Origin of the sequence: Bacillus paramycoides, from assembly GCF_038971285.1 — a bacterium.
Lineage (GTDB): Bacteria > Bacillota > Bacilli > Bacillales > Bacillaceae_G > Bacillus_A.
Window position 1 is genome coordinate 4,483,329 of the sequence record NZ_CP152427.1, and the last position, 24,284, is coordinate 4,507,612.

General features: G+C 37.4%; 26 protein-coding genes and 1 other annotated feature. Of the genes, 5 read left to right on the forward strand and 21 right to left on the reverse strand.

Annotated elements, in window-relative coordinates; genetic code table 11:
- Positions 1-91 precede the first annotated feature (91 nt).
- The 4 genes from AAG068_RS23225 to AAG068_RS23240 all read right to left on the reverse strand — a co-directional run bounded on the left by AAG068_RS23225 (position 92) and on the right by AAG068_RS23240 (position 2,957).
- Positions 92-1,078: a class I SAM-dependent methyltransferase gene (locus AAG068_RS23225; RefSeq protein WP_342715963.1), complete on the reverse strand. Its 987-nt coding sequence runs from the start codon at positions 1,076-1,078 to the stop codon at positions 92-94.
- A 197-nt stretch (positions 1,079-1,275) separates the two neighbouring features.
- Entirely contained in the window at positions 1,276-1,776 is a 501-nt protein-coding gene (tpx, locus tag AAG068_RS23230; RefSeq protein ID WP_076540703.1) for a thiol peroxidase, read from the reverse strand.
- 134 nt (positions 1,777-1,910) lie between these two features.
- Positions 1,911-2,306 carry a GerW family sporulation protein gene (gene ytfJ / locus AAG068_RS23235; protein WP_000350002.1) on the reverse strand — a complete coding sequence of 132 codons (396 nt, stop codon included), beginning with the start codon at positions 2,304-2,306 and terminating at the stop codon, positions 1,911-1,913.
- 12 nt (positions 2,307-2,318) lie between these two features.
- Positions 2,319-2,957, reverse strand: a complete 639-nt coding sequence (locus AAG068_RS23240) for a DUF2953 domain-containing protein (RefSeq protein ID WP_342715964.1) — start codon at positions 2,955-2,957, stop codon at positions 2,319-2,321.
- Between the two features lie 205 nt (positions 2,958-3,162).
- On the opposite strand from AAG068_RS23240, the gene AAG068_RS23245 reads away from it, so the two are divergent.
- Positions 3,163-3,966 carry an NAD kinase gene (locus tag AAG068_RS23245; protein ID WP_342715965.1) on the forward strand — a complete coding sequence of 268 codons (804 nt, stop codon included), beginning with the start codon at positions 3,163-3,165 and terminating at the stop codon, positions 3,964-3,966.
- 126 nt (positions 3,967-4,092) lie between these two features.
- Here the strand turns inward: AAG068_RS23245 and AAG068_RS23250 are convergent, their stop codons facing one another.
- The 8 genes from AAG068_RS23250 to AAG068_RS23285 form a co-directional block, all read right to left on the reverse strand.
- Positions 4,093-5,661 (reverse strand): amidohydrolase, encoded by a 1,569-nt coding sequence (locus tag AAG068_RS23250; protein ID WP_342715966.1) that lies wholly within the window; start codon positions 5,659-5,661, stop codon positions 4,093-4,095.
- A gap of 69 nt (positions 5,662-5,730) precedes the next feature.
- On the reverse strand, positions 5,731-6,162 hold the full coding sequence (locus AAG068_RS23255) for a VOC family protein (protein WP_098670797.1): 432 nt from the start codon (positions 6,160-6,162) through the stop codon (positions 5,731-5,733).
- A 91-nt stretch (positions 6,163-6,253) separates the two neighbouring features.
- On the reverse strand, positions 6,254-7,840 hold the full coding sequence (gene mbcS, locus AAG068_RS23260; RefSeq protein ID WP_342715967.1) for an acyl-CoA synthetase MbcS: 1,587 nt from the start codon (positions 7,838-7,840) through the stop codon (positions 6,254-6,256).
- Positions 7,841-8,015: 175 nt separating this feature from the next.
- The gene (locus AAG068_RS23265) at positions 8,016-8,213 is read right to left on the reverse strand and encodes an alpha/beta-type small acid-soluble spore protein (protein WP_000091639.1); all 198 of its coding nucleotides are present in this window, start codon (positions 8,211-8,213) and stop codon (positions 8,016-8,018) included.
- Positions 8,214-8,293: 80 nt separating this feature from the next.
- On the reverse strand, positions 8,294-9,508 hold the full coding sequence (gene thiI, locus AAG068_RS23270; protein ID WP_342715969.1) for a tRNA uracil 4-sulfurtransferase ThiI: 1,215 nt from the start codon (positions 9,506-9,508) through the stop codon (positions 8,294-8,296).
- A gap of 6 nt (positions 9,509-9,514) precedes the next feature.
- Positions 9,515-10,657: a cysteine desulfurase family protein gene (locus AAG068_RS23275; RefSeq protein ID WP_342715970.1), complete on the reverse strand. Its 1,143-nt coding sequence runs from the start codon at positions 10,655-10,657 to the stop codon at positions 9,515-9,517.
- Between the two features lie 168 nt (positions 10,658-10,825).
- Complete coding sequence (gene ezrA, locus AAG068_RS23280) at positions 10,826-12,538, reverse strand: septation ring formation regulator EzrA (RefSeq protein WP_342715971.1); 1,713 nt, start codon at positions 12,536-12,538, stop codon at positions 10,826-10,828.
- Positions 12,539-12,745: 207 nt separating this feature from the next.
- Entirely contained in the window at positions 12,746-13,588 is an 843-nt protein-coding gene (locus AAG068_RS23285; RefSeq protein WP_342715972.1) for a LysR family transcriptional regulator, read from the reverse strand.
- A 124-nt stretch (positions 13,589-13,712) separates the two neighbouring features.
- Between AAG068_RS23285 and AAG068_RS23290 the strand changes: the two genes are divergently transcribed.
- Positions 13,713-14,657 carry a DMT family transporter gene (locus tag AAG068_RS23290; protein ID WP_342715973.1) on the forward strand — a complete coding sequence of 315 codons (945 nt, stop codon included), beginning with the start codon at positions 13,713-13,715 and terminating at the stop codon, positions 14,655-14,657.
- 11 nt (positions 14,658-14,668) lie between these two features.
- Here the strand turns inward: AAG068_RS23290 and refZ are convergent, their stop codons facing one another.
- Positions 14,669-15,307, reverse strand: coding sequence for a forespore capture DNA-binding protein RefZ (gene refZ, locus AAG068_RS23295; RefSeq protein WP_342715974.1), 639 nt, complete (start codon positions 15,305-15,307; stop codon positions 14,669-14,671).
- 147 nt (positions 15,308-15,454) lie between these two features.
- Between refZ and AAG068_RS23300 the strand changes: the two genes are divergently transcribed.
- A complete protein-coding gene (locus AAG068_RS23300; protein WP_342715975.1) occupies positions 15,455-15,934 on the forward strand; it encodes a GAF domain-containing protein in 480 nt (159 codons plus the stop codon).
- Between the two features lie 62 nt (positions 15,935-15,996).
- Here AAG068_RS23300 and megL read toward each other — a convergent pair whose 3' ends face one another.
- The gene (gene megL, locus AAG068_RS23305) at positions 15,997-17,175 is read right to left on the reverse strand and encodes a methionine gamma-lyase (RefSeq protein WP_342715976.1); all 1,179 of its coding nucleotides are present in this window, start codon (positions 17,173-17,175) and stop codon (positions 15,997-15,999) included.
- 399 nt (positions 17,176-17,574) lie between these two features.
- Between megL and rpsD the strand changes: the two genes are divergently transcribed.
- Entirely contained in the window at positions 17,575-18,177 is a 603-nt protein-coding gene (gene rpsD, locus AAG068_RS23310; protein WP_000135312.1) for a 30S ribosomal protein S4, read from the forward strand.
- Between the two features lie 53 nt (positions 18,178-18,230).
- On the opposite strand, the gene AAG068_RS23315 is transcribed toward rpsD, so the two are convergent.
- On the reverse strand, positions 18,231-18,359 hold the full coding sequence (locus AAG068_RS23315) for a hypothetical protein (RefSeq protein ID WP_000050944.1): 129 nt from the start codon (positions 18,357-18,359) through the stop codon (positions 18,231-18,233).
- A 150-nt stretch (positions 18,360-18,509) separates the two neighbouring features.
- Here AAG068_RS23315 and AAG068_RS23320 point away from each other — a divergent pair, with 150 nt between their 5' ends.
- Positions 18,510-18,812 (forward strand): YjdJ family protein, encoded by a 303-nt coding sequence (locus tag AAG068_RS23320; RefSeq protein ID WP_342715978.1) that lies wholly within the window; start codon positions 18,510-18,512, stop codon positions 18,810-18,812.
- A 77-nt stretch (positions 18,813-18,889) separates the two neighbouring features.
- Here the strand turns inward: AAG068_RS23320 and tyrS are convergent, their stop codons facing one another.
- From tyrS to acsA, 6 genes are all read right to left on the reverse strand, one after another.
- Positions 18,890-20,146 (reverse strand): tyrosine--tRNA ligase, encoded by a 1,257-nt coding sequence (gene tyrS, locus AAG068_RS23325; protein ID WP_342715979.1) that lies wholly within the window; start codon positions 20,144-20,146, stop codon positions 18,890-18,892.
- A gap of 70 nt (positions 20,147-20,216) precedes the next feature.
- Positions 20,217-20,444 (reverse strand) — a binding site (T-box leader).
- A 77-nt stretch (positions 20,445-20,521) separates the two neighbouring features.
- Positions 20,522-20,767, reverse strand: a complete 246-nt coding sequence (locus AAG068_RS23330; protein WP_001293781.1) for a hypothetical protein — start codon at positions 20,765-20,767, stop codon at positions 20,522-20,524.
- Positions 20,748-21,293 (reverse strand): RNA polymerase sigma factor, encoded by a 546-nt coding sequence (locus AAG068_RS23335; RefSeq protein ID WP_342715980.1) that lies wholly within the window; start codon positions 21,291-21,293, stop codon positions 20,748-20,750. Before AAG068_RS23335 ends, AAG068_RS23330 begins: the two co-directional genes overlap by 20 nt.
- A complete protein-coding gene (locus AAG068_RS23340) occupies positions 21,274-21,729 on the reverse strand; it encodes a hypothetical protein (RefSeq protein WP_342715981.1) in 456 nt (151 codons plus the stop codon). Before AAG068_RS23340 ends, AAG068_RS23335 begins: the two co-directional genes overlap by 20 nt.
- Before the next feature lie 66 nt (positions 21,730-21,795).
- A complete protein-coding gene (locus AAG068_RS23345) occupies positions 21,796-22,353 on the reverse strand; it encodes a maltose acetyltransferase domain-containing protein (RefSeq protein WP_078182799.1) in 558 nt (185 codons plus the stop codon).
- Between the two features lie 89 nt (positions 22,354-22,442).
- The gene (gene acsA / locus AAG068_RS23350) at positions 22,443-24,161 is read right to left on the reverse strand and encodes an acetate--CoA ligase (protein WP_342715982.1); all 1,719 of its coding nucleotides are present in this window, start codon (positions 24,159-24,161) and stop codon (positions 22,443-22,445) included.
- Positions 24,162-24,284: the final 123 nt, after the last annotated feature.

Here is a 24,284-nt window from a genome sequence, read left to right on the forward strand (position 1 = left end):
ATTCAGTTTAATCTAGTATATATTTAAAAATATGACATATCATATAAAACTGTACTACATGAATCACTAACCCTGTTACATATACCTAACCTTATTTATGCGTTGCAAACCAAGTATTTAATTGGTCCATAATGTCTTCCATCGCCTTCATGTTAGAGAATTTAGGTAATTCCACTAATAACGCCTGTTTTGGCATCGTTACACTAGGGCCTTTCTTTTGGAGAACAAATATACTTTTTGCATTTTTCTCGTTTTTAAACATGGAAACAGGTAGCTGTAATAACCCCTGAATAAAGCATGTTTCTTTAATAAATGCATGTAATTTTGGTGCTTGATCACTTTCAAAAATGAAGTTCGGCACTAAGAAGAATAAGTACCCGCCTTCTTTCGTATGTTTCACACTTTGTTCAATAAATAAGTGGTGGGCATATGACATTCCTTCATCTGCTTTTAACTTATATTCACTTGCACCGATTTCATTTGGATAATAACCAATCGGTAAATCTGAAACGACTGCATCAACCGGATCGATATAAAGTGGTGCTAGTCCATCTTGATGGAAGAATTCGATTGCATGCTTTTGTAAATTCGCATTTACTAAAGCAAGTTTAATTAACACTTCATCCACTTCTACACCAAATCCACTCACTGTAACGTTTTCTTGAGCGCTATTGAACACTGTCGTCATTAAATTACCCGTTCCAATTGCAGGATCTAACACAGTAATTTCATTTTTACCCTTCATAAATTTATGGAATAGGTAACTCATAAACATACCAACTGCATCAGGCGTCATTTCGTGATTCGCTTGTACGCCTTCTTTCATTCCTTTTAAGATGGCTAACTGAAATGCTTTACGAATTTCTTCACCTTTATATGTTTCTTCATTAAACGTACTATATTCACGATTCAGCCTTTCAATTGCTGATTCAGATAATTCCTCTTGTAAAATCGCTCCTTCAAACAAGTTATCACCTGTTTCTACAAGCGCCTCTAAATATGTTACATCTAATTCTTTACGTAAAACTACCGCAGAAGAATCAAAAATAGAAAATAATGTTTCTACTGTCTGACTCACGTACATTCCTCCTTCTCTCTTTTACACATAACTTATATCATACCATAATCTGATTTTTTCCCAAAAGAAAAAGCGACCTCTTTTTAAGAGCTCCCTTTTTAGTGATGTATGATGTAACGTCTTCTCTCGTATATCGATTCCATATAGCAATATATGAGAGAAGACGACCCCTTACAAAGAGGTCATCTTCCTTCACATTATTTTGCAGCTTTTGCTGCTTCTAATGCTGCTTCATAGTTTGGATGGCTTGTACCTTCGCTTACGTATTCTGCGTAAACTACTTTGTCATTGCTATCTACTACGAATACTGCACGAGCAAGTAAACGAAGCTCTTTCATTACTAAGCCGTAAGCTTCACCGAATGAAAGGTCGCGGTGGTCAGAAAGTGTTACAACATTTTCTAAACCGTTTGCTGCACACCAGCGTTTTTGAGCGAATGGTAAGTCAGCGCTAATTGTTAATACTTTCGCGTTTTCAATACCTGCTGCATCTTGGTTAAAACGACGTGTTTGTGCATCACACACACCTGTGTCGATTGAAGGTACAACACTAATTAATTTTACTTCGCCTTTGTATGTCTCTAAACTTACTGGAGATAAGTCGTTTGCTAATACTTGGAAATTCGGCGCTTGATCGCCAACTTTAACTTCTGTTCCAACTAAAGTCATTGGATTACCTTTAAAAGTTACGTTTGCCACTTGAAAATCCTCCCTTATTTAAACAAAATATGTACAATGTAAATGATAGTTTGTCCCTATCGATAATGCAAATAAAATCGCTTTATTTACAAAAAAATTAAAGAAGCTAATCCATTGATCAGCTTCTTTATTTGTTAAATTTGAAATTCAGGATCGTCTTCTTTTCGTTTATCCATCATTTCTTTCACTTTATCAACAGCTTGTGGCGCTAATTCAATTATTTTATCGATGACGTGTGTTTGCTTATCTAAATGCAACACTTTTACACCTTCTCCATTTATTACAAGAAAAGCAACAGGATTAATAGAAACTCCTCCACCACTTCCCCCGCCAAATGGATGACGGCCTGAATGTTCTATTTTACCAAATTCACTTCCACCAGCGGCAAATCCGAAGCTAACTTTTGAAACGGTAAGAATTACACTTCCATCAGCAGCTTTAATTGGATCGCCTACAATTGTATTTACATCAGTCATTTGTTTTAAATGCTGCATTGCGGTTGTCATTAAACCTTGAATTGGATGGTCCATTCTATATCCCCCCTATGCTTGAACAGATTTTTCAGTCGTACCAGATCTTTGTCTTCTCATAAATACGAGTAATTTGATTCCTGTTTTTATAGCACGAAATATGCGAAAAGATGCCGTTAACTCACATCTTGATGCAAATCCTTTCCCTTGAAAAACAGGAGTAATTTCAAATTCTGGTACGTCTACAATATGCATATATTGTCCTACAACTCCAGCAGCCATTCCTTTTGTCCCCCATGCATATCCAGTGACAATTCCAGTGCTAGCTGCGTCGCCTGCTCCAATTTGTGTGTGCCATCTCCAACCATTGATTTTCACTCGTTTGAGAAAATCTTTAACAATAGTATGAACTTCTTGCAGCTTTTTTATCAGCTCCCCCATACTATCAAGTTGGGCTATAATTTTATTATCTAATCCACCCTCTTCTTTAGCTTTCTCAATCTTTTGCCCTGTCTTCTTCTGTTGCTTTTCAATTCTTTCCAACACATCAAATGTATAGCGAATCATCCATATTTTCACTTGAAACAAACATTGCTTTTCCATTTCTGAATATAAAAATGTCACTTTAAGCTTTATTTTCGACAATAGTATAAGCAAAATAAAAAGGAGAAGAATTATTATTCCAATTACGAACCACTTCATACGTATCATCCTTTCACTCCGTACCCATTATCGACAAGTTTATTCATCATTAAACAGAATTCCATAAGATTGAATATAAAAATTTTTCTAAAAATAAAAAGGTATTTTGACATTTTATATCGAAATATATTATTTGAACATATCGTCGGGGAACGTATTTGGATGATATGTAGTACGAAGAACAGAAAATTTAACTGCAGTGGAGGGATACATAATGGCAGATCGTCGCAATTTATTTTTCTTTTATGGTGATGACAAAGCAACACTCGTTGAAAAAATGAAACCAATCTATCGTATTTTAGAAGAGAATGGATTTACCATATTAGATCATCCAAAAAATGCAAACGCTATCGTCAGTGTTGGAGATGATGCAACTTTCTTACAAGCCGTTCGTAAAACTGGTTTTAGAGAAGATTGCTTATACGCAGGGATTTCTACGAAAGATGAGACTTCTTTCTACTGCGATTTCCATATTGATCACGTTGATACGGCCCTTCAAGAAATTACAAAAAATGAAATTGAAGTGCGCAAATATCCGACAATTCAAGTAGATGTAGATCACGGTACATCTTTCCATTGTTTAAATGAATTCTCATTACGTTCTAGCATTATTAAAACGTTCGTTGTAGATGTTCACGTTGATGATCTATATTTCGAAACATTTAGAGGGGACGGTTTAGTTGTTTCTACCCCAACAGGAAGTACAGCCTACAATAAATCATTACATGGTGCGGTTGTTGATCCACTTATTCCGTGCTTCCAAGTAAGCGAACTAGCATCATTAAATAACAACACATACCGTACGCTCGGTTCACCGTTCATTTTAAATCACGAACGTACACTAACTTTAAAACTAAGACCAGACGGTAATGATTATCCTGTTATCGGTTTGGATAATGAAGCGCTTAGCATTAAACAAGTAGAAAAAGCTGTTGTACGCTTAAGCAATAAACAAATTAAAACAGTTAAATTGAAAAACAATTCCTTCTGGGAAAAGGTGCAGAGAACGTTTTTATAACATAAAAAAACCGCCGAATTATGATATTCCATAATTCGGCGGTTTTTTATTTCTCTCGCTATCAGTCACTATTCTTGTCATTTCTTGTCGATAAGTCGATATATTTTAATAATTGCTGATATATTTTCACGCATCTTTTCTATACACAATCTTCCCATCAATTACAGTCATCGCAGCTTGTACTTCTCTTATTTCTTCCGCCTCTATTTCAAAAATATTGCGGTCTATTATCGTAAAGTCTGCTTCATATCCTTTTGTAATTTGTCCTCGCTTCGCTTCTTTTCCAATTGCATAGGCACTTCCTATTGTAAATAGAGACATAGCCTCATATACCGTTAATCTTTCCTCTGGCATATAGCATACACCGTCAATAAAACTTCTACGTGTAACAGCGCTATATATACCTAAAAACGGATTCACTTGTTCAATGGGTGCGTCAGAACCACCGTTGCAGTGTAACCCTGCTTCTAGTAACGTTTTCCACGCGTATGCATAACGGAGACGATGCTCGCCTAGTTTTTCAATGACTGACGGGAAGTCCGATGACAGAAAGACGGGTTGAATATCGATAATAGCCGGCAAGTGTTTCATTCTCTCAATCAACTCTTCACGAGCTAGCTGACAATGAATAATGCGGTCGCGTAATCCTTCTGCTGGTGGATATAATTCAAGTGCATCAATGACATATTCAAGAGATAAATCACCGATTGTATGAATCGCAACTGGCATATGTAAGTCTCTTGCTTTTTTCACTAACTCCGCAAGCTCTTTGCGCGAAAAGATTGCAACTCCATTTGTTTCCTGCGCATCTTCATACGGTTCACTTAATAAAGCTGTTCTTCCGCCAAAAGAACCGTCAGAAAAAATTTTCATCGCACCAAATTCAATATAGTGTTCATTTTCATATTCTTTTCGTTCATGTGCTACTTCATGGTGAACGAGTAAATGTGCTTTAAATGGCATATCCTTTATGACATGAGAAAACGCATTGTGCGTTTTTCTAAAGCCACCGTAATAATTTAAATCTTCCGTATGCCCACCAACGAGTCCATATTGCCAACAGTCTTTAATCGCTGTTTGCAAAGCCCTTTGTAAATAAGCTTCATCAATTTCAGGTTGTACATGTTTAATTAACTCTTGCCCTTGTTCATATAAAAGCCCCGTTAACATATTTGATGAATCACGGCCGATTTTCCCGCCTTTCGGGTCTTGCGTCATTTCTGTTATGTTCGCTTCTTGCAGTATGTATGAATTCCCCCATGTAACGTGACGACAAACTCGCTTTAATAAAATTGGATGTTCTTTAGAGATTTCATCTAAATCACGCACATGAACTTGCTTTGTATCTGTAAAATTATTTTCATTCCAGCCTTCTCCAATAATCCAAGAACCTTTTGGTACTTCTTCTACTCGCTTCCGTACGAGAGTCAGCACTTCGCTATAAGATGTACAGTTTGACAAATCTAGGCGGAGTAACCTCTCTCCATGCCCAATAAGATGCATATGACTATCAACGAGACCTGGAATCATTGTTTTCCCTTCTAAGTCGTACAACTTCACTTCTGAATATCGACTTTCTAGCTCTTCCTTACTCCCAGCATCAACAATCATACCGTTTTCAACATAAATTGCTTCTACTTTTTCATTCTCTTCTCGCATCGTGTAAATGGTGCCGCCATACCAAATTTCTCCCATATATCCCATCTCCTTTGTTTTATTGTATAAAAAAAAGCACCATTTCAAAACATGGTGCTTTTCTAAACATTACTTTTGTTCAGTAGTAGACGTTGTAACTTGCCATTCAATATTAAATTTATCTTTTACTTGTCCGTATGCTGGGCTCCAGAATGTTTCTTGAAGTGGCATAATAACCTCTCCACCTTCTTGTAACTTATCGAATACTTCTTTCGCTTTTTCTGCATTATTAATTTGAATTGCGATTGTTACTTGAGATCCGATTGCATGCCCTTGACCTGGAAATGTATCAGAGATCATAAGGTCCGTATTACCAACTTTTAAAGTAGCATGTAAAACGCGCTCTTTCGCTTCAGCTGGAATTGGATATTCTGGATTTTCAGGCATATCACCGAAGGTTTGCATTACTTCTACTTTTGCATCTAACGCCTCTTTATAAAACTGTACAGCTTCTTGCCCACTACCATCTAAAACTAAATACGGATTAATACCTAAAATCATACGGACACCTCTTTTTTTAGTTTATAAAATCGAACTTATGTTCGTTTTTATAATATCATATAGTTTACAGTTCATTCAACTATTTTCTAAATTATTTTGACGGAATCTCCATCTCTTGTTTTCTAAGTTCAATACGGCGAATTTTTCCAGAAATCGTTTTTGGTAGTTCATCTACAAATTCAATTTTGCGAGGGTATTTATATGGTGCAGTGAGTTCTTTGACGTGTTGTTGGAGTATTGGAATTAATGTTTCTTCGTTCTTTTCTATATTCTCTCTTAATACGATAAATGCCTTCACGACACTTCCGCGAATTTCATCAGGGCTTGCGACAACTGCGCACTCTCTTACGTAAGGATGTTTTACAAGCGCGTCTTCTACTTCAAACGGCCCGATTGTATAACCAGAGCTAATAATAATATCATCACCGCGCCCTTCAAACCAGAAATAACCGTCTTCATCTTTCTTCGCTTTATCGCCAGTAATATAATAATCACCGCGGAATTGCATCGCTGTGCGCTCATCATCTTTATAATATTGTTTAAAGAGGGCTGGCGTTTCAATGTGAACTGCGATATCACCAACTTCGCCCACTTTAACTGGAATACCTTCTTCATTTACGATATCAACGTGGTTGCCTGGCGTTGGTTTTCCCATTGATCCTGGTCTAATATCCATCCCTTTCATTACACCAACAAGCAATGTATTTTCCGTTTGCCCATAGCCGTCTCTGACTGTAATATTAAAGTGCTTTTGGAACGTTTCAATGACTTCTCTATTTAACGGCTCACCTGCTGATACAGCGCTATGTAACGCTTCTAAATTGTACTGGCTTAAATTCTCTACTTTTGCCATTAATCTATACTCAGTCGGCGTACAACAAAGCACATTCACCTTATTATCGTCTAATAAATTTAAATATGTTTTCGGTTCAAATTTACCGTTGTATACAAATCCTGTTGCTCCTGATCCGAGAGTTGCTAAAAACGGGCTCCAAATCCACTTTTGCCAGCCTGGACTAGCCGTCGCCCACACAACATCCTCCTCTTCAATTCCGAGCCAATTTGGAGCGCTCGTACGTAAATGCGCGTATGCCCACGCATGCGTATGAACAACACCTTTTGGGTTTCCTGTCGTCCCTGACGTGTAAGATAAAAAGACCATATCTTCTTTATCTGTCTTCGCCATTTCCAGCATATCACTTTCTGTTTCTAACGCTGTTTTTAAATTAATCCATCCATCTACTGACTGCTCGCTCAGAACGAATTTCTGAAGAGACTCCATCGCTTCTATATCATCAAATTGTCCAATGTACGGTTCATAACTTACGATTGCTTTTACTTCCCCATGTCCAATGCGATATTCGATATCTTTTTTGCGTAACATTTCCGAACTCGGAATTACGACAAATCCTGCTTTAATCGCAGCGATATATGTCATATACGCTTCAATTAAGCGTGGCATCATAATGAGGAGCTTGTCCCCTTTTTGCAGACCACTCTTTATAAAAGCGTTTCCAATTTTATTCGCACCTTGCATAAGCTCAGCGTATGTAACTTCTCGTCTATTCCCTTTATCATCTTGCCAAATTAAAGCAAGCTTATCTTTATCCCCTATATATTTCTCTATTTCAGAAACTAAATTATAAGACGGTGGCGCCAACAATTCCTCTCTTTTCATAAACATCCTCCTTTTTCTTTATGCCTCCCTTATATAATAAAGAATTTTCTGTCTATTTTGAACCCTCTTCTTTTGACAAATTTTTTATGTCTATGTCGAAATGAATGTATACCGATGCAAACAACAAAAAGAAAGAGCGGGAGAACCCGCTCTTTCTAAGCCATCTTATATGGGATTATTTTTGGAAACCGCCTAATTGTTGCTCAGCTAGTGAAACTAGACGTTTAGTGATTTCACCACCAACAGAACCGTTAGCGCGAGCTGTTGCATCTGCTCCAAGTTGAACACCAAACTCTTGAGCGATTTCGTATTTCATTTGGTCTAATGCTGATTCAGCACCAGGAACCGCTAATTTATTTGTGCTACGTGACATGTTATATCACCTCCTTGTGAGTATAGAGTGTGATAAATAACATGACTTCATACACGTTTTAAATATGGTAATTTATGGTTTTAGAAAAGTTCTTCGAATTTTTCTTCTTCCGCCACTACTTCTACCGTTTGTAATACCATTGTTTCTTTGTTCGCTACAGCTTCATCGATTAATGGTGTGAAATCATATTTCGCTTCAAAACGATTTGCTTTTTCACGCTTCGGCTTCGTCGCTGGGCTTGCTGGTGTGAATACTGTACAGCAATCTTCGTACGGACGAATTGAAATATCATATGTGCCAATTTCTTCAGCAATTTTAATAATTTCTAATTTATCCATCGTAATAAGCGGACGAATAACTGGATAATTTGTTACTTCGTTAATTGTATGCATACTATCTAACGTTTGGCTTGCTACTTGTCCAAGACTTTCACCAGTCGTAATTGCAAGTGCATTACGCTCCTCCGCAATACGCTCTGTAATACGCATCATCATACGGCGCATAACTGTCATTGAATAGCTAGATGGAATTTCTTTATTAATCGTTTTTTGCACTTCTGTAAATGGAACAAGGTGAAGTGTTACACGTTTACAGTATTTCGTTAGCTCTTGTGCTAAATCGATTACTTTTTGTTTCGCGCGATCGCTTGTGAAAGGTGGGCTATGGAAGTGAACTGCTTCCACTGATACGCCGCGTTTCATCGTTAAGTACGCTGCTACTGGGCTATCGATACCACCAGAAAGAAGTACCATTACTTTTCCGCCAACGCCAACTGGTAAACCGCCAGCTCCCATACGCTCGTCGCACATAATGTAGCTGTAACCACTGCGAATTTCTACACGTACATTTACATCTGGATTATGAACATCTACTGTAATATCTTCTGTATTTTCTAGAATGTGTCCACCAATCTCAGGCAATAATTCCATCGTTCTCATCGGGAAGTGCTTATAAGAACGGTGTACAGTAATTTTAAATGTTTTCACATCACCTTTTACTTGTAAGAAAGCTGCTAATGCACCTTTTTTAATATCTTCTAATTCTGATGGTACTTTCATCGCTAAGTTAAACTTATGAATACCAAATACATCTTTCAGTCTTTCAGATACCGCTTCATGGTCTTCACCATTTAATTGGATGTACATACGGTCATGTGTTGCATCGATTTTAATATTTGGGAATTTTTTCAGTTTGAACTTCACATTATCTTTTAATGTGCTTACAAATTTAGAACGGTTCTTACCTTTAGTCGTCATCTCTCCATAACGAACTAAAATATATTCATATGTCATCATATTCCTTTACCTCATCACTTCATATAATTTTGGCATTGTTTCTTTCACAATACTTTCAAATTGTTTTACTTCTTCCATCGTGTTTTCTGGTGCCAAACTAATGCGAATAGCACTTGCAGCAGACGCATGCGGTACTCCCATTGACACTAACACTCTGCTCACTTCATTTGCTTTTGAAGAACAAGCAGACTTCGTTGATACATATACACCGTGTTCTTCTAAAGCATGAACGACCACTTCTGGTTTTAAACCTACAAATGATACATTTAAAATGTGCGGTGCTGCGTATGCAAGCGACGTATTAATCGTTACATCTTCCATCTCTTTAAAGAAACGAACAAGCTCTGCTTGTAAACTTTGCAAATGAGCTACCTTTTCTTTCACTTGTTCCATTGTCATGCGAAGTGCTTTCACCATCGCTACAATACCAGGTAAGTTTTCTGTACCAGAGCGATACTTCAGCTCTTGTTGACCACCTGATAAAATTGGATCTAACCTTACACCATCACGTACATAAAGAAGACCCGTTCCTTTTACACTGTGGAATTTATGTCCAGATATTGAGCAAAGATCAATATGAGAAGCATATAAATTAAGCGGTACTTTTCCTATCCCTTGTACATGGTCCACATGGAATCTTATTTTCGGATAATTCGATAATAACGTTCCAATTTCAGCAACAGGCTGAATTGCTCCAGTCTCGTTGTTCACGTGAATAATTGACACAAGAATCGTATCTTCACGAAGTGCTCGTTTTACATCCTCTACCGATACAACACCATGCTCATTAACCGGTAAATATGTTACATCAAAACCGAGATCTTCTAATTGTTTATATGCTTCAAACACAGACGCGTGTTCAATATTTGTTGTAATGATATGTTTACCGCGCGAACGATTCCTCATCGCTATCCCTTTAATCGCAAGGTTATTCCCTTCTGTTCCACCTGATGTGAAAATAATCTCAGAAGGTTTAACGTGAAGAAGCTGCGCTGCAATTGTTCTTGATTGTGTTAATAGACGCTCTGCCTCTCCTCCAAGCGAATGAATAGAAGAAGGATTCCCAAAATATTTCCCTGCAACCGTTACGTACGATTGAAGAGCTTCTGGATATGGCTTTGTCGTCGCACTATTATCAAAATAGATCATCGTTCTTCCCCTTTCAGCGCTGTCACATCATATAATCATATCACAAATACGTGTCATTACGCTAAGACTACTAAAAGGTTCCGTTATATTTTTAAACGAATAACCTTACTGTATTCCGCTATTCATTATAGCAACATCGCCTGCAAAATTACACAAAAAAACAAACCCTTATGAAAGGGTTTGTTCATTGTCTACATATTCAGCTATTTTTTGAACAACGCCAGGCTCAAGTTGCTCTAGTACAGAAGCCGCTTGTTCTAAAGCTGCATCGTATTGATATTCACGGAATAATTTCTCCGCATAATTTAAGCTCTCTGCAAGGTTTTCATCATGACTGCGGTAACGATTACCGTATTGAATTAATTTTTCTACTAAATACGCTTGTCCAATTAACTCTTCTGTCATCTCAGCTACACCATTAACAGTTGTGTACGCTTCTTCTAAACTGCTATTTACAGCATTCATATTTAACGGCTTCACTTCTAATTGCTCATATACAGCTTGCATTGCCATTTGCCCTCTTTTTAAATCTTCCATAATACTCTCTGGAAGACCTGGCAAATTCGACTTTTGCATAAAGCGTTTCGTTTCGAAAATAGTATTTCTCATTTCTTGTAACTTCTCACGCGCTTCAAATTCTTCTTTACGCATCGTTTGCAGCATTTCTTTATATTCTGCATGAAGTACTTTTAATGTTTCACATTGCTCATAAACCTCTTCTAGTTCCTCACGAATGATAGAGAAGGCAATATCTTGTTCAGCAACGCGTAGTTGCAGCATTTCAAAACGTTTCATTAAAATGTGCATTTGCTTTTCAATTACTTTTTGAGACTCAATGTCCTTATCTTGTAACTGATAACTTTGTTTCACAAGTTGCGTTTCTGCTTTTGTTTCAATCGTTTCAGTGCGAATTTCTTCTAAGTCTTCATAAACAGAAAGTGTTTTTTGCTCCACATAATGTCTCGCATGTACTTCTTGTTCTAGTTGATCGTAGAAGCCATCTAAACGCGTTTTTAAGTTTTCTACTTTTTCAGCCGCTTCCGTTATGTGAAGCTCCTGTATATCCATTAAACATGTTTGTAGTTGTTTCGTCATATCACGAACTTCTTTAGGGATTTCTAAATACTCTAATACATAACCTTGTCTTACCATATCATTATGTCCGTGTAATAAATCTTCCAGCTGCACTGGTAACGTCGCTTGACACTCTACCAATAAATCTGGAATTTGGTGGATAATGATTTCTAAATCTGCTAAACCTTCTTCTAAGCTAATAACAATTTCTCTCGCTTTTAAATAGTCACCATTATTTGTTGCTTCTTCAAAGCTTTTAAATTTCTCAGATTCAGCGTCTAGCATCTCTTCAATTTTCTGCTCCGCTGCTCCATACATATGTCTATGAGCAAGAACACTCTTCTTCATACTACGATATGTATCACGTAACCCTTCAATTTCTGAGCTATTTTTTTCATGGCTTTCTAACAATTGCTGTAATTCATTTAAAATGTCTGTAATACGATTATCAGCGTCATCTAAACCACTTATGGATTCATTCATCGCATGCTTTGCTTTTCGGAAGGAGAATTGCGAGGCGAATTTTCGCGCTTGCGCTAAATCTTTGTCAGCTTTCGGAAGGGTTGTTGATACAATCTCATCCCATTCTTCACGCCATTTACCAAACAGTTCTTCTGTTTGACCCGTCATATTTAAATCTTTTACCCGTTTTAGTTCATCTGCCACAGGCTTATCTTTTATCTCTTGTTTCCACTGCTCAAGTGCTTCAATATCTTTATATGAACGATTTCTTATCACAAGCTCTATCATGAGCAGCACTAGAATAGAGCTTACTACAATGATAACGATCGTCAGGATAGAATCCATGCAAAAAAGCCTCCTAGTTATATCTCTATTTTTGTCCGTTCCGTTTATGAAATGGAAGGCATTATGTATAAAAAGGGAATTCCCCTATATTTAACAACTAACAATGTACTAATCATACCATGTAATGGCTTGTTTTTGACCTAGTTTTTTTTAAAATTTCATGTTTCTTTCAATGCAATTGTAATCTTTCTCAATATTCCGTTTGGATTACCTCTCATCATCAAATGAATGCACTAAATGGCCTTCTTCCATATGAGATGCGAAATAAATTTTACGTACAAGTGGCGGCTCAACAGAAATCGCATGCACATTTCCTTGCCTTACCGCTTGCTCTACTGACATTTCTGGAAGTAACGTGATACCAAGTCCAGCACCGACCATCGCAAGCATCGGTTCTGCATAAGAAGTTTCAAATGCAATGATTGGTTTCGCACCTATCCCATGAAACATATTCGTAATCATTTTTCTTACATCACAGATTTCTGGATATACGATTAACTTTTCATTTTGCAAATCTTCCATTCGAATTACTGTTTTCCCTTTATAAAGATGATCATTTGAAACGACACAAACAATTTTTTCTTCTCGTATTTCTTTTATACACGCAGCGCCTTCTACTACCGAATCGATGAACATCGCTTCTATCTTTCGTTCTTTAAAGAGTCCCATTAATACTTTCGTATGCTCAATTTTCCATTCTACTTCGAACCCGTCACCTAATACATCATTACATTTTGATATATAATGTGCTGCTAAACTGGGCAATATGCCTATAGAAATTTTCCGCTTTTCTTGAAAATTTTTCATTTCGTCTTTCACTTCATATATGTGTTCCAAAATCGGTAACATTCTTTTTATAAATAACTCTCCAGCCTCTGTTAACTCCACTCCTTGCGCGGAACGCTTCAGTAAAGTAACCTCTAAATTCGCTTCTAATCTTTGAATTTGCTTACTAAGCGCCGGTTGAGAAATATGTAAAAGCTTACTCGCCTTCGATAAGCTTCGCGCATTCTTTACTTCAATAAACGATCGTACTGCCTCTAAATCCATCGTACACACCTCTAACAAAAAGTTATAACTGTCATAAAAAATCGATATTTCCTGCTATAAACAATTACTCTTTATACTTATTTCATCAACTTACTATATCGAAATGTAAAGGGGAAAGATACTCTTGGATAAAAAACAAATGCTACTTGGATCCCTCCTATGCCTACTTGCCGTCACTGCTTGGGGGTTTATGTTTCCTGTCATGGCAAATGCCCTGCAATTTATCGATCCGTTCTTCTTCACAACTATCCGATACGGATCAGCAGCTATTATTTTTCTTATTTTGCTATTCATTACTGAAGGAAAAGCTTCACTCCGCTTAGAAAAAAGAACACTTTCTTTATTCTTTTACGGAACTGTCGGTTTCGCTGGATATGGTTTTCTCATTTTTTACGGTCAACAACTTGCCGGACCTGCTGGAGCCATCCATGCCGCGATGATTCAATCTCTTATGCCACTCATCGCTGTATTATTGCAGTGGATAACAAAAAACAAACGCCCACAAAACTATACATTCCTTTGTATGTTCGTTGCATTGCTCGGTGTTATGCTTGTCATTTCAAAGGGAAATATTCACTTATTATTTGGAGCTGCCAGTCACCTCTCAACAAATATACTTATGCTATGCGGCGTGACTTGCTGGGTCATTTACACGAACGGCGGTGTTCGTTTTCAATCTTGGTCACCACTTAGGTATACGACGTTAACTTGTTTATTCGGATCAATTTCACTCATCGTCATTGTCACCTTCTTCACTTATACAAACATCGTTACTATGCCGTCCTTTCGTACAATTATGAGCGTTCGTTTTGAACTCTTGTATATGTCGATTATTGCAGGTGTTATCGCTGTATTTTGCTGGAACACAGGAAATCGCTATATTTCATCTATTAACGGCATATTATTTATGAATTTAGTTCCTGTACTTGCACTTATCGGCTCCATCTTTGGAGGTTATACAGTCGACAAAGTTGAAATTACCGGAGCCTCATTAACAATTATCGCACTATTATGCAACAATGTATGGCAAAGAAAAGAAAGCACAAAAATCCCCACCTCAGTTCGTTAGGTGGGGATTTCTCACATATGAACAGCTCTTGGCCATTCCTGATACATATTCGTTATACATAATGTTTGTTCCATCCATTGTTCAAATTCTTTCGTGTACATTTCTAAGAAAAATGTCTCAGACGGAAAAGAATGCAGCACTTCTGATATATATTGCGGATATAAAAACGGCATATTCATCATGCCTTTTAATTGTGTCATAAACATCGTAAAAGATATCTTCTTAAACTCTCGTTTCATTTGTCCTTGCTTTATGATTTGCTCTATATAATATCTTTCTTTAGAAAAATAAACAGTCATCACTTCGCGAATTAATGTCGTATCAAGCGACAGCTCTCGATAAAAGAAACGTGTCAGTTCCCTATTATCAAATTGATATTGTAAAATCCCGCGCACCATTTGCACCATCACATCTTTAGCCGACAAATATTCTCTCTGTTCAAAGGACGTTTCAATCACATGAATATACCCTTCTAAAAAATTAGTAATAAGCTGCTCTAATAGGCCTTGCTTTCCAGCAAAATAATATGAAATATTCGCTACATTCACATCCGCTCGCTTTGCAATGTCTCGCACCGACGTTCCATCATAACCTTTCGTATTAAACAACGATATTGCCGCATCAATTACTTTTTGTTTCGTCTGTTTCATGCGCTCACTTCCTCTCACTGAACAGCTATAGTTTAAATTTCTTGACTTTTAAGACAAATTCCTTTAATTTTCTATCGACAAAGTCATGTGAAATACATCGTATTTTGCTAATATTTTACACATCTCGATAAAAAAGGAGCTGTTTCCATGTTTACCAAAGAAAGTTATGCAGGATCTCGTGAAGAGCAATATGAGACAGTAATTAAACAACTGGATGCATTATTAACTGGCGAATTAAACGTAGTCGCAAACTTATCAAATGCGTCCGCATTATTAAACCAATTTTTAGATCGTGTGAATTGGGTTGGCTTTTACGTAACAGAAGGGAATCAGCTTGTTCTTGGACCATTCCAAGGAATGCCTGCTTGCGTACGCATTCCATTTGGACGAGGCGTTTGCGGCGTTGCAGCTGAAACGAAAACAACGCAGCTTGTAGCAGACGTTCACCAATTCCCAGGACATATCGCTTGCGACAGCGCTTCAAATTCAGAAATTGTCGTACCGATCGTGAAAGAAGGAACTGTCATCGGTGTACTTGATATCGATAGCCCTGAAAAAAATCGTTTCGACGAAGTAGATCAGCGCTATTTAGAAAAGTTTGTGGAAACACTCCTAAAACATATGTAGAAGAAAAAGAGCTAGTTATCAATTGCGTACATCACGTACGAAACCGATAGCTAGCTCTTTTTTTATTGATTACTAACAGTAGATATTTTCTTTAACGCTTGCTCTAAATCAGAAACGATATCCTCCCACGATTCTAAACCGACAGATAAACGTATTAAATTATCATAAATACCCATTTCTTGTCTTAACTCAGCTGGAATCGCAGCGTGTGTCATCGTTGCTGGATGCTGAATTAACGTTTCTGTATCCCCTAAACTTACGGCAATTGTAATAAAGTGAAGGTCATTGATAAACGCTTGTGTCTCTTCTTTCCCGCCTTTAATTGAAAAAGAAATCACACCGCCGCCCCGTTTCATTTGGCGAGATGCTAACTCCCCTTCTGGATACCAAACTCCTTCTACCGCATCATGATTTTTCAGGAACGATACAATTTTTTCTGCATTATCACAATGACGGTCCATCCTTACCGCTAACGTCTTTAATCCGCGTAACAATAACCACGCATCAAACGGCGCCATAATACCGCCGATATCTTTTCGCATCGGGCGAATTTTTTCAGCTAACGCTTTCGTTTTACAAATCGTTACACCCGCCACAACATCGCCGTGACCACCAATATATTTCGTCGCGCTATGCACAACTGCGTCACAACCAAGCTCAAGTGGTCTTTGTAAATAAGGTGAACAAAACGTATTATCAACAATGACAAGTAAACCATTTCGCTTCGCAACCCGAATTACTTGTTTTAAATCAATTAATTTCATCGTTGGATTAATCGGTGTTTCAACGAAAATAAGCTTCGTATTTGGACGGATTTTATTTTCAATATCAGTCTCTGTCTCCATATCACAAAACGAATGCGTAATCATAAATTTCTCTTCTAACACTTCTAAAAATCCATACGTGCACCCATATAATCCGTTTGAACAAATAATATGATCTCCAGCTTTTAGAAAGGCAATTAACGTTGCTGAAATAGCTGCCATACCGGATCCAAAAGCAAGTGCTTCTTCTCCTTCTTCTAACACCGCCATACGTTCTTCAAATAATTTTACAGTTGGATTTCCAAGTCTTGAGTAAATATAAGATGGATCCACTCCCGCAAAACTCGCCTCTCCTTGCTGCGCAGTCTCAAATGTAAATGTAGACGTTTGAAATAAAGGTGGTGTTAAACTTCCTTTATGCTCCTCAGATGTATACCCGTGATGAATTAACGCTGTCTCCATATGCTTCTTTTTCATAAAAACATCCCCTTTTATGTTTTTATTGCCGCATATTCATCAACCAAAAATTAATGAACATTTTTTACTACATTTTATGTAAGCGTTTTATTTGTGTTTCTATCTCTTCTTTTATATCGTTTTAAATTCCTTCTTGTTCATTTCCAAAATTTATATGCATAAAACAAAAACGTACTCGCTTGACGAAACTCTGGGTAAAAGATATAATAGCGTTTGTGTAAAATAAAAAGGCAGCCTTGTAATGTGAGTTTATCGTTTGTATTTTGTTCCTCTACGGAGGTGTATCTCGTAACTCCCTGCTGCTGGAGCGAAGGTACATGAAAACAAAATGCCCGTAAATATCGATTACGTCTGTTTTTATTTTACGTAAATAAAAACATTTTAAAGGAGGAGTCAACTATGGCTCGTTATACAGGTCCAGCTTGGAAACTGTCTCGTCGTCTTGGAATCTCTCTAAGCGGCACAGGAAAAGAATTAGAAAAACGCCCTTACGCACCAGGTCCTCACGGTCCTAACCAACGTAAGAAACTTTCAGAATACGGTTTACAATTACAAGAGAAACAAAAACTTCGTCACATGTACGGCATGACTGAGCGTCAATTCCGTCGCACATTTGACCAAGCAGGTAAAATGCCTGGTAAGCACGGCGAAAACTTCATGATCCTTCTTGAAGCTCGTCTTGACAACTTAGTTTACCGTATGGGCTTAGCTCGCACTCGTCGTGCAGCTCGCCAATTAGTAAACCACGGTCACATCATGGTTGATGGCGCTCGCGTAGATATCCCATCTTACCGTGTAAAACCTGGTCAAACTATCAGCGTTCGCGAAAAATCTAACAACCTTGTTGTTGTTAAAGAAGCGATCGAAGTTAACAACTTCGTACCAGAATACTTAACTTTCGATGCTGACAAATTAGAAGCTACTTACACTCGTCACGCTGAGCGTTCTGAGTTACCAGCTGAAATCAACGAAGCATTAATCGTAGAGTTCTACTCTCGTTAATGACAAAAAGCCAATCCTGTGGATTGGCTTTTTTCGTTATATATAAAATAAAATTATTTATTTTCCTCTTTCTGAACATATACATAAGCATCTTTCTGCTCTTTATGTACATCCACCTTCGAATTCTCTGCAAGCTGACCCGCGTTTAGCAAAGAAAAAATAATGAGCGCTTCTAGTGACATTTTGTTTTACCACTCCTTTCTAGTTGTTATACATTTATCATACCGCTTACATGTGATTTCCGTATGAACTCGAAAAGGAGATTACAACAAAAAGGTTACAGAAATATGAATGCACGCTATAATAACCATAAAATAGGAGGTTGATTCATTTTGACAATAAACCAAATGGTTCAATTGGGTAGTACATGTATGCTGTTTATTACTTCCGCACTTATTAATTGGTATCAGGGGAGTAATTTAATAGATAATCCTGATGAATGGAAATATAGCGCTAAGTTTACGAATTACTTTAAAGGCACCGTTTCAAATTACCAAGATATTTATCAAATCGATTTCTTTATATATGCGGCAAAATTTTATCCAGTAGCATTTATTGTTATGCTCATTAGCTTACTTTATATGCTCGTATTAATTCTTCATATTCTATTTACAAGAACTCGTAAGGTAATCTAAATTCATACATAAAAACCCCGAATCATAAACTTTTCAGCCTACAATTCGGGGTACTATTTGTTTATATTCGTTTCTAATTAGTAACGAATTAAAAAATATTTCTTTTTACCGCGACGAATGATTGTGAATTTACCTTCGATGCGGTCGTTTTCTGTTACAACGTAGTCTAATGCTTGTGTACGCTCACCGTTTACGTAGATTGCACCGTTCGTTACATCTTCACGTGCTTGACGTTTTGATGGAGAGATTTTGCTTTCTACAAGTAAGTCGATTAATACTGTATCTTCTGCAGTACGTTCTACAGATGGTACGTCTTTGAATCCTTGTTCGATTTCGCTTGCAGTCAGTTCTGCTACAGAACCGCTGAATAATGCAGCTGAAATTTTAATCGCTTGCTCTAATGCTTCTTCGCCGTGAACAAGTTTTGTCATTTCTGCACCTAATGCTTTTTGTGCTGCACGTTTTTCTGGTGCTTCAGCTACTTGCTTCTCAAGCTCAAGAATTTCTTCATGAGATAAGAATGTGAAGTATTTTAAGTATTTAACAACGTCGCGGTCATCTGTGTTAATCCAAAATTGGTAGAACTCGTAAGGAGTTGTTTTCTCTGGGTCTAACCAAATTGCACCGCCTTCTGTTTTACCAAACTTCGTACCATCAGATTTCGTAACTAGTGGAATTGTTAAACCGAATGCTTTCGCATCTTCTTCTGATTTACGGATTAATTCAAGACCAGCTGTAATGTTACCCCATTGGTCACTACCACCGATTTGCAAGCGGCAATTATGGTTTTGGTATAAGTTTAAGAAGTCGTATGATTGTAAAATCATATAACTAAACTCAGTGAATGAAATACCAGTATCTAAACGAGATGCTACTGTATCTTTTGCTAACATATAGTTTAAACCGAAGTTTTTACCGATATCGCGTAAGAATGAAATGACATCTAAGTTACCAAGCCAGTCATAGTTGTTAGCCATTGTTGCTGGGTTGTCCACGTTTTCAAACTCTAAGAAGTTTGAAAGTTGGTTTTTAATGCTTTCTGTGTAGTAAGCAACTGTACCTTTCGTATTTAATGTACGCTCCGCTTTTTTACCACTTGGGTCACCGATCATACCAGTACCACCGCCAACAAGTGCAATCGGTTGGTGACCAGCTAATTGGAAACGACGTAACATTAATACTGGTAACATATGACCGATGTGTAAGCTGTCAGCTGTCGGGTCGAAACCACAGTATAATTTAACGCTTTCTTTTTCTAATAATTGCTCAAGTCCCTCAGCATCTGTTTGCTGATTAATTAGACCGCGAAATTCAAGATCTTGTAAAATACCCATATCCTACATACTCTCCTTTAAGTTCATTACTGGCGTGAAGGTTGAAAACATAAAAAAATCGCCCCTTGAAATAAGGGACGATTTTGATTATCGCGTTACCACCCTAGTTGCAGGCCAAAAAGCCTACCACCTTATTTACATAACGGCTTAGCACCGTCTTTTCCCTTTTGAATACCATTCAATCGAAAAAAGATGCTCTAGGGGCGTAATTCGCGATCATCTATGTGCTGATTTTCACCGACCATCAGCTCTCTAAAACAGGGAAATGATCACTACTTCTCCCTTTCCACGCTCAATTATTCATATACTTTTCTTTATACCATCATTTATATAGGCGTGTCAAATAGAGGTCGGGTTTCTCTTCTTCTCAATCCTTTACAACGTCGCAAAGAGTATCGTAATAAGAGAAAGAATTGGAACTCCAACTAATAACGACACATGAAATACAACCGATAAATCATTCCCAATCGTAGCCTCCACAGGATCTTTCGCTGGAGAACCAAGAAATCCGATTAATCGATCGAAGCGACTTACCGTTTTTGGAAAGTCTGGTATTTCTACATGGTCACTATCTAAATGCTGTTTTAATTTATATTCACTCTTAAAGGGATTTTCGCTCAATTTCATCCACCTCCAGCAATTGTTTTAATTTCTTTATCCCGTTATGAAGTCTCGACTTCACTGTTCCAATCGGAATGTTTAATATCTCTGCAATTTCTTTTTGCTGCATATCATGATAATAAGAAAGAATAAGGACAGCTCGCTGTTCTTCCGGAACTTTCAAAATTGCTTCTCTTACTGTGAGCCGATCTTCGTAAGAAAATTCTTTTTCCTGAATCGGCACTAAAAATGGCAAAAGCGTACGCCACTTTTTTCTTCTATTTAATTTATTAATCATAAGACGATAACCAATTTGAAATAAATACGTTTTTATTTTGCCTTTTTCAAGTTCATACATATGTTTCTTACGCTCTAACGTCAAAAACGTATCTTGCACAAGGTCGATGCTTAATTGTTCATCTCGATTAAATCGATATAAAAATGTGTATAGCGCTGGTTTGATTAAAACATATAGTTTTTCCCCAGCCTGCTTATCTCCACTTTGATATGCAAGCATGAGCTCCTCCTCAATCCCAATCTGCTCCATGATTTTTGATTTCCTTTATTCCTTTTAGCGTTAATGAAATGCGGGAAATTAAATATACACTTGCGACAATAATCCATACTTGTGATTGATTCGTAAAAAATTGAACATATGGGTTTTGTATTGTCTGTCCCGTTGAAACTAAAATATTTAATGCTTGCACACAAATGCATGCATACACTGCCAGACAAGCCGAAATCGTATCAAATACATTCCAGCGAAAATACACTTTTGTTTTTGTAAAATCAATTTTATATCCTTTTTTCCGTACTATATGTTTTCTATCAAACGGAATAATGATGGAAAACATAACAATCATCATAACCCCAGCTGTAATCATTGATACTTTAAATCCGATTGGCATCGGTAATAGTAAACCACAAGAAAATACGACTATAATTCCAAGTAAAGCAAAAGTAAGAAGTAATTTATTAGACATAAAAAAGCCTCCCTCATCTATTCTTTCATAAGTGTATACAGACGAGGAAGGCACTTCGTTCAAATATTATTTTATTTTTTTAATAATCTTCGCAGGATTTCCGCCAACTACTACATTATCCGGCACATCTTTCGTTACAACGGCGCCAGATGCAATCACCGCATTGTCTCCAATTGTTACACCAGGATTAATAATCGCTCTTCCGCCAATCCATACGTTATCGCCAATTGTTACTGGTTTTCCGTATTCTGATCCGCTTATGCGCTCTACCGGATCAAGCGGGTGCGTTGCTGTATAAATGTGAACACCTGGAGCTAACATACAGTTCACTCCGATTGTTACTGGACATACATCTAAAATGGTACAGTCAAAGTTCGCGTAAAAATTTTCACCCACGTGAATGTTATAGCCGTAATCACATCTGAAAGAAGATTCAAGATGAATGTTATCTCCAGTCGTTCCGAATAGTTCTTTTACAATTTCGCTACGCTCTTTTAATTGTACTTCTGGCGTTTCATTTAATTTTCTCGTTAATATACGAGCTTGCTCCCTCTCTTGTACTAAAACTGGATCAGCCGGTATGTACATTTCCCCATGTATCATCTTTTCTTTTTCTGTTTTCATTTTATTATCCCCTTTAACTTATATATATAAGTTCATGATATCACAAAAAAGAAAGGTCTGAACATATTACTTGTTCAGACCTTTCTCTCTTAATCTTCCATCGTTGATAAGTCACCTGTTGGTAAGTTTAACTCCCACGCTTTTAATACGCGACGCATAATTTTACCACTTCTCGTTTTCGGTAATTTATCTCTAAATTCAATTTGTCTTGGCGCTGCATGAGCTGCTAGGCCTTTCTTTACAAATTGACGAATTTCTTCTTTTAATTCTTCAGATGGTTCGTATCCTGCTCGAAGCGCGATAAATGCTTTAATGATTTCTCCGCGCACTGGATCCGGGATACCAATTACACCAGCTTCCGCAACAGCAGCATGCTCGATTAATTTACTTTCTACTTCAAACGGACCAACTCGCTCGCCTGATGTCATAATTACATCATCAATGCGTCCTTGGAACCAGAAGTATCCATCTTCATCCATATAAGCAGAGTCACCTGATACGTACCAATCTCCTGGCATAAAGTAAGATTCATACTTTTGCTTGTTATTCCAGATTCCACGCATCATCGCTGGCCAACCTTTACCAATTGCTAAGTTACCCATTGTGTAAGGAGGCACTTCATTTCCTTCATTATCAACAATCGCTGCTTTCACGCCTGGAATTGGTTTCCCCATTGAACCTGGACGGATTTCCATACAAGGGTAGTTACAAATAACTTGTCCACCTGTTTCTGTCATCCACCACGTATCATGAATGCGAAGTCCAAATGCGTTCATACCCCAGCGAATTACTTCTGGATTTAACGGTTCACCAACGCTTAATACGTGGCGCACTTGTGATAAATCATATTTTTTAATTGCGTCTTGTCCAGCACCCATTAACATACGGAACGCCGTTGGTGCACTGTACCAAACTGTTACACCGTAATCTTGCAGCGCTTCATACCACGCTTCTGGACTAAAGCGACCACCTAAAATAACATTCGATGCTCCGACTAACCACGGTGCGAAAATACCGTAAGCTGTACCAGTTACCCAACCTGGGTCAGCTGTGCACCAATATACGTCATCTTCTTTTAAATCTAATACCCATTTCGCCGTTTGATAGTGTTGAACCATTGCGTTCTGCGCATGAAGAACACCTTTTGGTTTACCAGTAGAACCAGACGTATAATGTAGAATCAAACCGTCTTCACGGCCTAACCATTCAATATGTAATTCTTTTGAAGCTTGTTCAAATAAAGGATTGAACGCTATTGTTTTACCGCCATCTTCTACATTATCTCCAACAAGGAAGACTGTCTTCAAAGCTGGTAAATCATTTAATGGTACGCGCTCTAACAATTCAGGCGTTGTAATTAACACCTTTGCTTCGCTATCTTCTAAACGATCGCGAACTGCGCCTTCCATAAATGCTTCAAATAGCGGACCAACGATTGCCCCTAATTTCACTGCACCAAGAAGTGCGAAATATAACTCTGGGGAACGCGGCATAAAAATAAAAACGCGATCGCCTTTTTCTACATCGCCATAATTTTTCAGGACGTTTCCTGCTTTATTAGAAAAATCCTTCATTTCCTTAAATGTATACTTCTCTTTTCGCGATCCATCTTGATAATAAAGAGCTACTTTATTCTTTCGATCGGATTTCGCATGCTTATCAATTGCCTCATACGCCATATTTACTCGGCCTGTTTCATTCCAAGTAAAGTTTTTATTAACCTCTTCCCAGTTAAAATTCGCGTATGCCTCATCATAATTCGGCAAATTATTTTCTCCTTTAATGACAGGAAGCGTTTCTACTTTCATACTTTACATCCCCCTCCTATGTATTCTATTATCTATTATAATAACATCATTTAAAATTTTCAGTATATTTGTTGATTTTTAGACAAATTTTTAATGACAAATTTCGATTCACATCGCATATAT

Bases quoted from the DNA above. Each gene is read 5' to 3' on its own strand.
- rpsD (WP_000135312.1), top strand. From the start codon at position 17,575: ATGGCTCGTTATACAGGTCCAGCTTGGAAACTGTCTCGTCGTCTTGGA.
- AAG068_RS23245 (WP_342715965.1), top strand. From the start codon at position 3,163: ATGGCAGATCGTCGCAATTTATTTTTCTTTTATGGTGATGACAAAGCA.
- AAG068_RS23340 (WP_342715981.1), bottom strand. From the start codon at position 21,729: ATGTCTAATAAATTACTTCTTACTTTTGCTTTACTTGGAATTATAGTC.
- ezrA (WP_342715971.1), bottom strand. From the start codon at position 12,538: ATGGATTCTATCCTGACGATCGTTATCATTGTAGTAAGCTCTATTCTA.
- AAG068_RS23275 (WP_342715970.1), bottom strand. From the start codon at position 10,657: ATGATCTATTTTGATAATAGTGCGACGACAAAGCCATATCCAGAAGCT.
- refZ (WP_342715974.1), bottom strand. From the start codon at position 15,307: ATGAAACAGACGAAACAAAAAGTAATTGATGCGGCAATATCGTTGTTT.
- AAG068_RS23300 (WP_342715975.1), top strand. From the start codon at position 15,455: ATGTTTACCAAAGAAAGTTATGCAGGATCTCGTGAAGAGCAATATGAG.
- AAG068_RS23345 (WP_078182799.1), bottom strand. From the start codon at position 22,353: ATGAAAACAGAAAAAGAAAAGATGATACATGGGGAAATGTACATACCG.
- AAG068_RS23250 (WP_342715966.1), bottom strand. From the start codon at position 5,661: ATGGGAGAAATTTGGTATGGCGGCACCATTTACACGATGCGAGAAGAG.
- AAG068_RS23315 (WP_000050944.1), bottom strand. From the start codon at position 18,359: ATGTCACTAGAAGCGCTCATTATTTTTTCTTTGCTAAACGCGGGTCAG.
- ytfJ (WP_000350002.1), bottom strand. From the start codon at position 2,306: ATGGACCATCCAATTCAAGGTTTAATGACAACCGCAATGCAGCATTTA.
- AAG068_RS23255 (WP_098670797.1), bottom strand. From the start codon at position 6,162: ATGATTTTAGGTATTAATCCGTATTTAGTTTTAGATGGTAGTGGGCAA.
- AAG068_RS23240 (WP_342715964.1), bottom strand. From the start codon at position 2,957: ATGATACGTATGAAGTGGTTCGTAATTGGAATAATAATTCTTCTCCTT.
- thiI (WP_342715969.1), bottom strand. From the start codon at position 9,508: ATGATGACATATGAATATATTTTAGTTCGTTATGGAGAGATGACGACT.
- AAG068_RS23335 (WP_342715980.1), bottom strand. From the start codon at position 21,293: ATGGAGCAGATTGGGATTGAGGAGGAGCTCATGCTTGCATATCAAAGT.
- megL (WP_342715976.1), bottom strand. From the start codon at position 17,175: ATGAAAAAGAAGCATATGGAGACAGCGTTAATTCATCACGGGTATACA.
- AAG068_RS23285 (WP_342715972.1), bottom strand. From the start codon at position 13,588: ATGGATTTAGAGGCAGTACGATCGTTTATTGAAGTAAAGAATGCGCGA.
- mbcS (WP_342715967.1), bottom strand. From the start codon at position 7,840: ATGAAAAGAGAGGAATTGTTGGCGCCACCGTCTTATAATTTAGTTTCT.
- acsA (WP_342715982.1), bottom strand. From the start codon at position 24,161: ATGAAAGTAGAAACGCTTCCTGTCATTAAAGGAGAAAATAATTTGCCG.
- AAG068_RS23265 (WP_000091639.1), bottom strand. From the start codon at position 8,213: ATGTCACGTAGCACAAATAAATTAGCGGTTCCTGGTGCTGAATCAGCA.
- tyrS (WP_342715979.1), bottom strand. From the start codon at position 20,146: ATGGGTATTTTACAAGATCTTGAATTTCGCGGTCTAATTAATCAGCAA.